Here is a 12,041-nt window from a genome sequence, read left to right as displayed (position 1 = left end):
ATACATGTTGATAGAACTACTCAGCCAAGTTAACCACTGGCATTGGATAGCGTTTGGGCTTGTGTTGCTTTCAGGTGAACTCATTGGTACTGCTGGATATTTCTTATGGTTAGGCATATCCGCTATATTGGTCGGCGTCTTATTTGCGTTATTGCCGATGAGCTGGCAGTTACAATGGATTACGTTCGCAAGTTTTTCATTAGTAACAACTTGGGGATGGTGGCGGTATCAGTTTAAAAAAGATGTGCAGTCAGAGGCCAATAGTTCACTTAATCAAAGAGAAAAGCAGTTAGTTGGCAAGATAACAAGGCTTGAAGAAGACGTACAAGAGGGAAACTGTCGTATCCGACTGGGTGATACCACTTGGTCGGCTCGAACCCATAAAGACATCGCCGCTGGGACGCTAGTCAAGGTCGTTGATGTGGATGGTATTGTCGTTACCATCGAGCCAGTTTAAAACGTTAAATCATGGGCTTTAATGAGAAAATTAAAGCCCATAATACATGTTCAGCTTCAAACTGTATGATGTAGTTCGAAAAACTCAACAATTGATTACGATTTTAAATCATCCATAATGGGACATGCATTACCAGAATCTCCAGGGCACTCCGCTACCCACTTTTCTAACTGGTTTTTTATCACCGTCAGCTCATCCAATTTTGCGTTCACTTCTAACAATTTTTCTTCTGCACGTCTTTTTACTTCAGCGCTCGTCGTTTCTGAATTGCTCGCTAAATGGACTAAGGCTTTGCATTCTTCTAGTGTAAAGCCGACTCTTTTTGCTCTCGCGACAATCAATAACTCCTCGATATGAGAGTCACTGTATTGACGATATCCATTAACTGAACGTACTGGAGCCGAGATCAACCCCTTATCTTCATACAGTCGAATAGATTTTGAAGATAACTGCGTCGCTTTCGAAACTTGGCTAATATTCATCATATTTAACACCACCAGTGAAAAGTAATAGAGACTGTATATCGCATATTAGTTTATCTCATACTGATTCATATACGAACACTAAAAAACTAGGCAAAGCTCTATTGCCGTTCATTTAAGAAAAAGTATTCATCGTTATTCCCGTGAAAACGGGAATCTGGGTGGGTTTAGATCCCCACTTTCGTGAGGATGACGGAGTTTGATGTCTTAAGTGAACAGCATTACAGGCAAGGCCCAGCTATCATTCACTGACCTAAACGAGACCACGATTTATATTTTCAGTAAATCGACCAATGCCTGCTCATCAAGAATCTCTATCCCTAGTTCTTGTGCTTTTGTCAATTTAGAGCCTGCGGCTTCACCGGCAAATAGAATATCCGTTTTTTTCGATACACTACCCGTAACCTTGGCTCCAAGTGCCTGTAGTGCTGCTTTTGCGTCATTTCGATTCAGCTGTGAGAGTGACCCGGTTAACACGACGACTTTACCTGCAAGAGGTTGAGGCTCATCCTCTGATAGTTCTTCAATCTCGGTCCAATGGACACCTTGTTTGAGTAGATCAGCAATGACTAACTGGTTTTTTTCTTGCTTGAAAAAGTAAACAACATGTTTGGCAACGATGTCTCCAACATCTGAAACTTCGACCAACTGCTCCAATGTGGCATCTTGGACTGCTGGTAAGGTTTTAAAATGCGCCGCTAGGTTTGCTGCCGTTGCTTCCCCGACCTCCCTTATACCTAATGAGTAAAGAAACCTAGGTAAGGTTGTTTCTTTTGAGGCTTGTAATGCATTAACCACATTTTGAGCGGACTTTGGCCCCATACGTTCAAGAACCGTCAATAGCCCTGCTGAGAGCTTAAAAAGATCCGCTGGAGAGTCGACCATTTCTTTATCGACAAGCTGCTCAATCACTTTCACCCCTAGCCCATCAACATCAAGCGCCTTACGAGACACAAAGTGTTTCAACGCCTCCTTACGCTGTGCCTGACAAACCAGCCCGCCGCTACAACGAGCAACGGCTTCTCCCTCTATTCTCTCCACGGAAGAATGACAGACAGGACAATCCGTTGGGAAAATAATGTCAGAAGCATCATCCGGTCTACGATCTAAAACCACACTGGTGATTTGTGGTATGACATCGCCTGCACGACGAATAATAACCGTGTCACCGATCTTGATACCTAATCGTTCTATCTCATCTGCATTATGTAATGTTGCATTACTAACGGTCACACCACCAACGAATACGGGTTCAAGTTTCGCCACGGGTGTTATCGCTCCAGTTCGTCCGACCTGGAACTCAACATCATTGAGCTTAGTGAGCTCTTCTTGCGCTGGAAACTTATACGCAATAGCCCAACGAGGTGCTCTTGCAACAAAACCGAGTTGCTCTTGAGTTTCTATATCATCGACTTTGATAACCACACCGTCGATTTCATAAGCGAGTGCTTCTCTGCGTTGCAAAATATCTAGGTAATAGGCCTTTACTGCATCGAGAGTGTCTAACTGACTGGTCTCAGGGCACATAGGCAGCCCCCAACCTTTCAGTTGAAGAAACCGGTCGTAGTGGCTGCCCTCAAGCTCACCACCTTCTATAACACCAACGCTGTAAGCATAAAAGTTTAAAGGTCTCTTCGCTGTGATGCGAGAGTCCAATTGTCTTAGGCTTCCTGCGGCCGCATTTCTTGGGTTAACAAAAGGTTTGGTGCCAAATTTAAGTGCGTCTTGATTGAGTTTTTCAAACCCCGCTTTGGGCATAAACACTTCACCTCGAACCTCTATTCGAGTAGGCCAACCTTTCCCCTGAAGTATCAAAGGGATCGCCGCTATAGTTCGAACATTTTCGGTGATATTTTCCCCTGTATTCCCATCTCCCCGAGTGGCAGCCTGAACCAACACACCGTTTTCATATAATAGGCTAACCGCTAATCCATCGAGTTTCGGTTCACAACAAAAAGTTTTGATTTCATGGCCGGTTACTCGGTCATCCATTCTTTTTTTAAACGCATCTAACTCATCATCGCTGAACGCATTGTCGAGCGATAGCATGGGGATTTCATGCTTAACTTGGGTAAAACCTTCTAGCGGCGATCCACCCACACGTTGGCTTGGGGAATCGATTGAAACGAATTCGGGATGCTGCGCTTCTACATCCAGAAGCTCTCTCATCAAACGGTCATATTCAGCGTCTGGCACCTGAGGAGCATCCTCAACATAATATTTTACGCCGTGATAATGCAATTCTTGTTTAAGTTGAATGAGTCTTTCTTCGACCGACTGAGGCATGTTTTTTTCCTAATCCCGTTTTTTCTTCTTAATAGTATAAAAAAGGGCCCCATCCGGAACCCTGTTTTATCACACTTCTTTCTGGGCGCTACGAGCTTTAAATGCTCTTATTTGATTGTGAAAACTCAATAGCTTATCCGGTGTCATGAGGTTTCGTTGTTCATCGAGAACATTACCACCTAAATCGTCCGCGATCTGTTGGGCGGTTCTTAGCATCACTTTAAAATTCTGATCCGCTTCACCAAAACCAGGTAGGGTCATAAAAAATGAGATGCCCTTAGTGGTAAAGGTTGCTGGGTTATCGTGTTTTAGCGTACCCGGATGCATCATATTCGCAACGCTAAAAAGTACTTTTCCTGTTCCCGAAATATCATTATGGCGGTGGAAGATATCCATCTCGCCATAAAGCAATCCGTTTTGTTGCATACTATCAAACAGCTTTGTCCCAACAAACGGTTCGTCACCCGAGCAATGAACATTGATAACGATAACCTGCATCTTTTCGTCGTCTTCACTTTCTTCTGCTAATTCTGGGGGTACGTCCATTTCACTGTTCATCGACGCGAGCTTAGGTTCATCTAGTTCATAAAGCGATTTTTTAGGTTTAAAAATAACCTCATCTTCAGCATCGGTAAATATGACTTTTTCCTCTAACGGAGCATCAATATCATCATTTAAGACGACGTGAGGAAAATCATCTGCCTCAACGCTTCTATTTTGCGCCGAAAGCTCTTCTTCGACGTCGAGCGGGTCATCAACACCAAGTGGATCATGAGAGAAGCGTCTATCAACACCAAATGCCGCTTCTTTTTTATCTATTAAGACTACGTCAAAATCATCATCAGAAACCACTGGAGACGTTTCTAAACGATCGCTATCAATGACAGATTTTTCTGCGAATTTACTTTTTCTCTCTTTCTTACTTGTCCAAAGCCCATGAAAAAGAAGTGCGGCTATGGCTAGCGCACCAACTATAATGAGTACTAATCGCAATTCCTGCATTGTTCACTCTCTGCTGTATCTGATGAAAAAATCAACATCAAATTGAATAAAATTCGGTTAATCTACCTACTTTACCAAAAGTGTATGAAGTTTTTGAATAAATTAATACGTGTAGTTGCTAAGACCATGTGACAGCTACCACGATTTTCTCATTTTGAAAGTTTCATAACCCATAGGTACAATACCTTTCTAACATTTCACAAAGAGAAATAAAAATGAAACAGAGTGGCTTTGGCTATTTTTTCCAAGGAATGAAACTAGCTTTAACTCCCGGTATTCGCAGATTTGTTCTTTTTCCTTTGCTGGCTAACATACTTTTAGTCGGTAGCGCCCTTTTTTACTTGTTCACCCATCTTAACGATTGGATAACAGGATGGATATCCTATATACCAGATTGGCTATCCTGGCTATCGTATCTATTATGGCCAGTACTGACCATTACTATTTTAGGTACTTTTTCCTATATCTTTAGTACGTTAGCAAATTTAATTGCTGCGCCTTTTAATGGGTTACTAGCGGAAAAAGTCGAAGAAAAACTCTGTGGCAAGTTAGACAGTGATCAAAACCTCATTAGTATTATTAAAGATACCCCGCGCATTATTGCTCGTGAACTACAAAAAATCGTCTATTTTCTACCTAAAGCGATCGGATTATTTATCCTATTATTTATACCTGCTTTAGGCCAAACAATAGGTCCGGTACTTTGGTTTGTCTTCTCTGCATGGGTAATGGCTATTCAATATTGCGATTATCCTTTTGATAATCACAAAATATCATTTCACGAAATGCGCCAAGATCTTAAGCAGAATCAATCCAAAGCGTATGGTTTTGGCGTTTGTGTCGCATTTTTTACCGCTATACCTATATTAAACTTGTTCGTTATGCCAATTGCAGTATGCGGTGCGACAGCGATGTGGGTAGAAGAGTTTAAAGATAAGCACTAAAAATTCAAAAAAATATGACGATAATTCGAACGTTCATTAATATGTTATAACTTTTGGGTCTTTTTGCTTTTTTTAATACGGCTTATTATTCTTAACAACAACACAACATATGAAATCGCGTGTAGAAAAGGACAACTATAAATGAGCAAAATTTTTGAAGATAACTCTCTAACAATTGGTAACACTCCTCTTGTTCGTCTTAACAGAGTAAGCGGCGGCAATGTTTTAGCCAAAATAGAGTCTCGTAATCCTAGTTTTAGTGTTAAAGACCGAATCGGTGCAAACATGATTTGGGAAGCAGAACAGTCCGGTAAATTGAAAGCGGGTGTAGAACTTGTTGAACCAACAAGTGGTAACACTGGTATTGCTCTGGCATTTGTTGCTGCAGCACGCGGATATAAAATCACCTTAACAATGCCAGAATCAATGAGCCTTGAGCGTCGTAAACTTCTAAGAGCACTCGGTGCAAAACTAGAGTTAACTGAAGCGGCCAAAGGTATGAAAGGCGCGATAGCTAAAGCAGAAGAAATTGTTGCAAGCGACCCTGCAAAGTATCTTCTTCTCCAACAATTCAATAACCCAGCAAACCCAGCCGTTCACGAACAGACGACTGGACCTGAACTTTGGGATGCCACAGACGGTGAAATTGATGTGTTTGTAGCTGGCGTTGGCACAGGTGGTACCATCACAGGCACTGCACGCTACTTCAAAGGCAAAGACAAGGCGGTTACTTCTGTTGCTGTTGAACCTGCAGAATCTCCAGTGATTGCCCAAGCATTAGCAGGTGATGATATCCAACCTTCCCCACATAAGATTCAGGGTATCGGTGCAGGCTTTATCCCTGAAAACCTAGATCTGTCGTTGATTGACCGCGTAGAGTCCGTCACATCTGATGAAGCGATTGAAATGGCTCGCCGATTAATGGAAGAAGAAGGTATTCTTGCTGGTATTTCATCGGGTGCAGCCGTTGTAGCAGCGAACCGCATTGCCGCGTTACCTGAATTTGAAGGTAAGACTATTGTGACCCTATTACCAAGTTCTGGTGAACGCTATCTAAGTACGGCTCTATTTTCTGGATTGTTTACAGAAAAAGAAAACGCGCAGTAAATTTGTAATAAAAGTGTGCTTAAATCAAATTTTGCGTTAAAAAAGCCCCTTTATGGGGCTTTTTTGTTGATCCTTGTAAATCGTTTGGTACTATCGGGATATGTTTTATTTTGAAGCTAGAAATAAAACAATATAGATAGAAAATTAAGAGATAAGGTATATTTTAAATACAAATATCTTATCTTACTGGTAAATGGTTTTACATATGTCTTATTTTCACTTTGTATTTGTGGGCAAGACATATCGTTGAGTTAAACTAGTACTTAAACAATAAATAAATCGATTGGGGTAATATCACATGTATCAAAAACAAGTAGAAATCACTGCGGAAAACGGTCTTCACACTCGTCCAGCGGCTCAGTTTGTTAAAGAAGCTAAATCATTCGACGCAGATATCACTGTGACTTCTAACGGTAAAAGCGCTAGCGCTAAAAGCTTATTCAAGCTTCAAACTCTAGGCCTAGTTAAAGGTACTGTTGTTACTCTATCTGCTGAAGGCCCACAGGCTCAAGCTGCTGTAGACCACCTAGTAGCACTTATGGATACACTTGAGTAACAGCCAAGCACTCCAAAATACAAGGCCATTTTGTTAAAAGCAAAATGGCTTTGTTGGACTTAGCGGCAAAACTCTACTACATATACTTAGTTAACCACTCTACTCTCTTTTACTGTTGACCAAATTAAGGTAAGGCTATGATTTCCGGCATTCTAGCATCTCCTGGTATTGCTTTTGGTAAAGCACTACTTCTTCAAGAAGACGAAATTGTTCTAAATACTCACTCAATTTCTGACGACCAAGTTGAAGCTGAAGTTAAACGCTTCTACGAAGCACGTGATAAATCCGCGTATCAACTTGATATTGTCAAACAAAAAGCTCTAGAAACATTTGGCGAAGAAAAAGAAGCCATTTTCGAAGGCCACATCATGTTGCTTGAAGACGAAGAGTTAGAGGCAGAAATTTTAACACTCGTAAAACATGACAAGATGCATGTTGATAATGCAATCTATACAGTTATTGAAGAGCAAGCGGTAGCACTAGAATCTTTAGATGATGAATATCTAAAAGAACGCGCAACGGATATCCGCGATATCGGTTCTCGTTTTGTAAAAAATGCACTTGGCATTAACCTCGTCTCTCTTAGCAATATCGATGAAGAAGTTATTCTTGTCGCTTACGACCTAACCCCTTCTGAAACAGCCCAAATCAACCTAGACTACGTATTAGGTTTTGCATGTGACATTGGTGGGCGTACATCACACACATCCATTATGGCTCGCTCTTTAGAGCTTCCAGCTATTGTTGGTACAAACAACGTCACGGCTCAAGTTAAGAACGGTGACATGTTGATTCTAGATGCAATCAACAACAAAATTATTGTTAATCCTTCTGAAGCAGAGCTTACTGAAGCTCGAAGTATCCGTGATACTTTCATCGCAGAAAAAGAAGAGCTAGCAAAACTAAAAGATCTTACCGCTATTACTACTGATGGCCACAGAGTTGAAGTATGCGGTAACATCGGTACCGTTAAAGATTGTGATGGTATCATTCGCAACGGTGGTGAAGGTGTTGGTCTATACCGTACTGAATTTCTGTTTATGGACCGTACGTCTCTACCAACAGAAGAAGAACAATACCAAGCTTATAAAGAAGTTGCTGAGGCAATGGAAGGCGAAGCCGTTATTATCCGTACTATGGATATTGGTGGCGACAAAGACCTCCCTTATTTAGACCTACCCCAAGAAATGAACCCATTCCTTGGTTGGCGAGCCATTCGAATCAGCTTAGATCGTCGTGAAATTCTTCGTGACCAACTTCGCGGTATTCTACGCGCCTCTGCGCACGGCAAACTTCGTATCATGTTCCCAATGATCATCTCTGTTGAAGAGATTCGTGAGCTTAAACAAGCAATTGAAGAGTATAAAGCCGAACTTCGTGCTGAAGACTTAGCGTTTGACGAGCAAGTTGAGATCGGTGTTATGGTCGAAACTCCAGCGGCAGCGGCAATTGCACACCATTTAGCGAAAGAAGTTTCTTTCTTTAGTATTGGTACTAACGACTTAACCCAGTATACTCTAGCTGTAGACCGTGGTAATGAACTGATTTCTCACCTATACAATCCGCTGTCACCTGCTGTTCTAACCGTTATCAAGCAAGTGATTGATGCCTCTCACAAAGAAGGTAAGTGGACTGGTATGTGTGGTGAGTTGGCTGGTGACGAACGCGCAACTCTACTTCTTCTGGGTATGGGCCTAGACGAATTTAGTATGAGTGGTATTTCAATTCCTAGCGTTAAGAAAATAATTCGTGGTGCGGATTACGCAGAAGTAAAAGCTATGGCTGATGAAGCTTTAGAAATGGCGACTGCGGCAGAAATTGAAGCTCATGTTGAAAAATTTATCGCAGAAAAATCCATCTGCTAATATAATCCAATAGAATAGAATAAAATTAAACGTTTAGGAGCACGACATGGGTCTGTTTGACAAGCTTAAAAAGCTAGTATCTGATGATAGCGCTGATGCGGGGGCAATCGAAATCATCGCACCAATATCTGGTGAAATTGTTAACATCGAAGATGTGCCAGATGTTGTTTTTGCAGAAAAAATTGTTGGCGATGGCATCGCGATCAAACCTTCTGGTGACAAGATGGTAGCTCCAGTAAACGGAACTATTGGTAAAATCTTTGAAACAAACCACGCTTTCTCTATTGAGTCGGATGACGGTGTTGAGTTGTTTGTTCACTTCGGTATTGATACTGTTGAGCTGAAAGGTCAAGGTTTTACGCGTATCGCTGAAGAAGGTCAATCAGTGAAAGTAGGCGACACAGTAATTGAATTTGATCTTGCCTTCCTAGAAGAAAATGCAAAATCAACTTTAACACCAGTGGTTATATCTAACATGGACGAAATCAAAGAGCTAAATAAGCTTTCTGGTTCTGTTGTTGTTGGTGAGAACCCAGTTCTACGCGTAACGAAATAATTCATTCGATTAGCGCTTAGTAACGAAATAGAAACCGTTGATGTTTACATCAGCGGTTTTTTTATACCTTTTAAGACTGGAACTGAACAAACTTCGTTCTTTCTCCTTAGTTCTTCCTCACGTTATTCAATTCTTGATTTAAGATATCTATATAGGCTGAAATCGCTTTCCTTAAAGCAACAAAACCCAGCCATATAGGCTGGGTTCAAAGAGATGACACGGATATTGCTGTCAGAATTAACCGAGTAGGCTAAGTGCTGTATTCGGTGCTTGCTTCGCTTGAGCAAGTATTGACGTTGACGCCTGTTGCAGGATTTGAGACTTAGTCATCGCGGTGGTTTCTTTCGCGAAGTCAGTATCCTTGATTCGGCTGTTAGACGCGTTAACATTCTCGTTAATGTTGTCTAGGTTATTGATTGCGTGGTCGAAACGGTTTTGGAATGCACCAAGCTCACTTCGATGGCTGTCCACATACTTCATCGCAGCATCTACAACAGCGACCGCTTCTTGCGCTCCACCGACAGAAGTCACGTCAAGAGTATCGACCGTTACCGCTGTTGCTGGGCCCATACCAAGCTCACCCGCTAAGGTTCCACTAAATGACACTTCGCCTTCAACATTATTGTTACCAGCAAAAACTTGCAGACGACCGTCTTCATCAACCGAAGCACTCACTGCATCTTGCTGACCATTGATGTACGTTGCTAGCTCTTCAATATCGTCGCCAGCTTTCGCATTAACGGTAAACTCTTGTACATCGCCAGATTTGTTCGTCAAGCCGATAACCATCGTTGCATCTTTCGATACAGCCCAGTCTTTACCTTGACCGTTTTCAGCTTTGTAAGCGCTACCGCCCATCATCGCATTGTCTGAACGCATGTCTTTTAGGCTTAGCATGACCGCTTCACCATTATCTGAACCGATTTGGAAAGATTTCGTTCCGTGCGTACCGTTAAGCAGTTTGTTACCACCAAATGATGTGGTTTCCGCTATTCGGTTTAATTCGTCGTTCAGTGCCGTTACTTCTTCTTGAATCGCTACACGCTCTTGTTTTGAGTTAGAGCCGTTGGCAGATTGAAGTGACAAGTCACGAACACGTTGAAGGATGTTCGATGTTTCTTTCATCGCACCTTCAGCGGTTTGGGCAATCGAAATACCGTCGTTTGCATTTCGTACTGCTACGTCTAAGCCACGGCTTTGTGCATTCAAACGATTCGAGATTTGTAGACCCGCTGCATCGTCTTTTGCGTTGTTGATTTTAAAGCCAGAAGATAGGCGTTCCATTGAGCTGTTTAGGTCGCTCGCGGCGCCAGACAAGTGACGTTGTGCTGTCATTGCGGCTACGTTTGTATTTACATTTACTGCCATGGTGATTCTCCAATTGATTTTCCGTTAAAGCGGTTTCCGACGTCTCGGAAAACCAAGTAGTTCTCTCAAAGTTACTTTTTATAACGGCTTATATTGGGAATTCTTTAGATAAAATTTTAGAAAAATTAGAAAAAAATGCCTTTGAGAAGGAAAACGTGAAGAGAGTAATAAAATAGTCAGTTTTTTAAAGTAAAGATTAAAGTTCTTGAATTTACGGCCGAGAGCGGTCGTTGAATTTAACCCAGCAGGGTTAGTGCTAAATTAGGCGTTTGTTTCGCCTGTGCTAGAACAGTCGTGCTCACCTGCTGAAGTATTTGTTGTTTTATCATCTGTGTTGTTTCCTTAGCAAAGTCGGTGTCTTTGATTCGACTCTTAGAACTGGCTATATTCTCGTGAATATTGTCGAGATTATTTATCGCGTGGCTAAACCTATTTTGATAAGCACCAAGCTCTGAACGATGGCTATCAACAAACTTCATCGCACTATCTATAACAGCAACCGCTCTTTGAGAGCCCCCTACAGTGGTAAGGTCTAAATCATGCACAGTTTCGATGATTGGACCAGACATCTCAAGTTCATTGGCAAGATTACCGCCAAAACTTATTCTACCGCCTGATTTATCATCTGCTATATATACCTGTAACTGTCCATCCTCATTCACTGACGCCGATACCGTATCGGTCTGTCCATTAATGTAAGTGGCTAACTCTTCAATATCGTCGCCATGCTTCGCTTTTATATGAATCGTTTCATCTTGATCACGATTATTGGTGAATTGCATAACCAAATGATTCTGTCCGGGCTTAACTTGCCATTCTTTATCAGCCAACCCGTTAGCAATGTAACTAAACCCACCCATATTCTTAGTATCAGAACGCATGTTTTCTAAATTTACTTGAACGGCCTCACCTGACGATGCGCCTATTTGAAAGGACGCACTAGCAAAATTACCATTCAATAATTTATTACCACCAAATGATGTCGTTTCGGTAATACGATTAAGTTCATCATCTAGCGCCGTCACCTCTTCTTGAATAGCCATTCGCTCGGACTTACTATTCGAGCCATTCGATGACTGAAGAGAAAGATCTCGCATTCGTTGGAGAATGTTGGTGGTCTCTTTCATGGCGCCTTCTGCCGTCTGCATAATAGAAATACCATCATTTGCATTACGAACAGCGACATCTAATCCACGCATTTGAGAATTGAGGCGATTGGAAATTTGTAGGCCTGCAGCATCATCTTTGGCGCTATTAATACGGTTTCCTGAAGACAAGCGTTCTAAAGACTGATTCAACATATTCGTTGACAGACTTAGATTTCGTTGTGCAATCAATGCAGAAACATTGGTATTAACAGTAACAGCCATAGCGCCTTCTTAAATAGGGGTCTCAGACTGTTATCGGCGCTTCAGTGA

At 41.8% G+C, this 12,041-nt stretch carries 11 protein-coding genes; 6 read left to right on the top strand and 5 right to left on the bottom strand.

The window, feature by feature from the left end; genetic code table 11:
• Positions 1 to 7: 7 nt before the first annotated feature.
• On the top strand, positions 8 to 457 hold the full coding sequence (locus tag AACW90_RS14295) for an NfeD family protein (RefSeq protein ID WP_390235653.1): 450 nt from the start codon (positions 8 to 10) through the stop codon (positions 455 to 457).
• Positions 458 to 552: 95 nt separating this feature from the next.
• Here AACW90_RS14295 and cueR read toward each other — a convergent pair whose 3' ends face one another.
• The 3 genes from cueR to zipA all read right to left on the bottom strand — a co-directional run bounded on the left by cueR (position 553) and on the right by zipA (position 4,227).
• Entirely contained in the window at positions 553 to 939 is a 387-nt protein-coding gene (gene cueR, locus AACW90_RS14290) for a Cu(I)-responsive transcriptional regulator (protein ID WP_390235651.1), read from the bottom strand.
• 270 nt (positions 940 to 1,209) lie between these two features.
• A complete protein-coding gene (gene ligA / locus AACW90_RS14285; RefSeq protein WP_390235583.1) occupies positions 1,210 to 3,225 on the bottom strand; it encodes an NAD-dependent DNA ligase LigA in 2,016 nt (671 codons plus the stop codon).
• 69 nt (positions 3,226 to 3,294) lie between these two features.
• Entirely contained in the window at positions 3,295 to 4,227 is a 933-nt protein-coding gene (zipA, locus tag AACW90_RS14280; RefSeq protein WP_390235581.1) for a cell division protein ZipA, read from the bottom strand.
• A 215-nt stretch (positions 4,228 to 4,442) separates the two neighbouring features.
• Here zipA and cysZ point away from each other — a divergent pair, with 215 nt between their 5' ends.
• The 5 genes from cysZ to crr all read left to right on the top strand — a co-directional run bounded on the left by cysZ (position 4,443) and on the right by crr (position 9,255).
• Positions 4,443 to 5,171 carry a sulfate transporter CysZ gene (gene cysZ / locus AACW90_RS14275; RefSeq protein WP_390235579.1) on the top strand — a complete coding sequence of 243 codons (729 nt, stop codon included), beginning with the start codon at positions 4,443 to 4,445 and terminating at the stop codon, positions 5,169 to 5,171.
• Between the two features lie 141 nt (positions 5,172 to 5,312).
• Positions 5,313 to 6,278, top strand: a complete 966-nt coding sequence (gene cysK / locus AACW90_RS14270; protein ID WP_275135845.1) for a cysteine synthase A — start codon at positions 5,313 to 5,315, stop codon at positions 6,276 to 6,278.
• A gap of 298 nt (positions 6,279 to 6,576) precedes the next feature.
• Entirely contained in the window at positions 6,577 to 6,834 is a 258-nt protein-coding gene (locus tag AACW90_RS14265) for an HPr family phosphocarrier protein (protein ID WP_195702530.1), read from the top strand.
• A 137-nt stretch (positions 6,835 to 6,971) separates the two neighbouring features.
• Positions 6,972 to 8,699, top strand: coding sequence for a phosphoenolpyruvate-protein phosphotransferase PtsI (gene ptsI, locus AACW90_RS14260; RefSeq protein ID WP_390235576.1), 1,728 nt, complete (start codon positions 6,972 to 6,974; stop codon positions 8,697 to 8,699).
• 46 nt (positions 8,700 to 8,745) lie between these two features.
• A complete protein-coding gene (gene crr, locus AACW90_RS14255) occupies positions 8,746 to 9,255 on the top strand; it encodes a PTS glucose transporter subunit IIA (RefSeq protein WP_195702528.1) in 510 nt (169 codons plus the stop codon).
• 237 nt (positions 9,256 to 9,492) lie between these two features.
• Here crr and AACW90_RS14250 read toward each other — a convergent pair whose 3' ends face one another.
• Together AACW90_RS14250 and AACW90_RS14245 are read right to left on the bottom strand one after the other, a co-directional pair.
• Positions 9,493 to 10,623 carry a flagellin gene (locus AACW90_RS14250; protein ID WP_390235572.1) on the bottom strand — a complete coding sequence of 377 codons (1,131 nt, stop codon included), beginning with the start codon at positions 10,621 to 10,623 and terminating at the stop codon, positions 9,493 to 9,495.
• A 236-nt stretch (positions 10,624 to 10,859) separates the two neighbouring features.
• Complete coding sequence (locus tag AACW90_RS14245) at positions 10,860 to 11,993, bottom strand: flagellin (RefSeq protein WP_390235570.1); 1,134 nt, start codon at positions 11,991 to 11,993, stop codon at positions 10,860 to 10,862.
• Between the last annotated feature and the right edge of the window lie 48 nt (positions 11,994 to 12,041).

The sequence above is a fragment of the Vibrio frigidus genome, from assembly GCF_042465995.1.
GTDB lineage: Bacteria > Pseudomonadota > Gammaproteobacteria > Enterobacterales > Vibrionaceae > Vibrio.
The sequence above is the reverse complement of the archived record's forward strand: the minus strand, read 5'-3'. Positions and strand labels throughout refer to the sequence as shown.

Bases quoted from the DNA above. Each gene is read 5' to 3' on its own strand.
- AACW90_RS14245 (WP_390235570.1), bottom strand. From the start codon at position 11,993: ATGGCTGTTACTGTTAATACCAATGTTTCTGCATTGATTGCACAACGA.
- cysK (WP_275135845.1), top strand. From the start codon at position 5,313: ATGAGCAAAATTTTTGAAGATAACTCTCTAACAATTGGTAACACTCCT.
- ligA (WP_390235583.1), bottom strand. From the start codon at position 3,225: ATGCCTCAGTCGGTCGAAGAAAGACTCATTCAACTTAAACAAGAATTG.
- zipA (WP_390235581.1), bottom strand. From the start codon at position 4,227: ATGCAGGAATTGCGATTAGTACTCATTATAGTTGGTGCGCTAGCCATA.
- AACW90_RS14265 (WP_195702530.1), top strand. From the start codon at position 6,577: ATGTATCAAAAACAAGTAGAAATCACTGCGGAAAACGGTCTTCACACT.
- crr (WP_195702528.1), top strand. From the start codon at position 8,746: ATGGGTCTGTTTGACAAGCTTAAAAAGCTAGTATCTGATGATAGCGCT.
- AACW90_RS14250 (WP_390235572.1), bottom strand. From the start codon at position 10,623: ATGGCAGTAAATGTAAATACAAACGTAGCCGCAATGACAGCACAACGT.
- cysZ (WP_390235579.1), top strand. From the start codon at position 4,443: ATGAAACAGAGTGGCTTTGGCTATTTTTTCCAAGGAATGAAACTAGCT.
- ptsI (WP_390235576.1), top strand. From the start codon at position 6,972: ATGATTTCCGGCATTCTAGCATCTCCTGGTATTGCTTTTGGTAAAGCA.
- cueR (WP_390235651.1), bottom strand. From the start codon at position 939: ATGAATATTAGCCAAGTTTCGAAAGCGACGCAGTTATCTTCAAAATCT.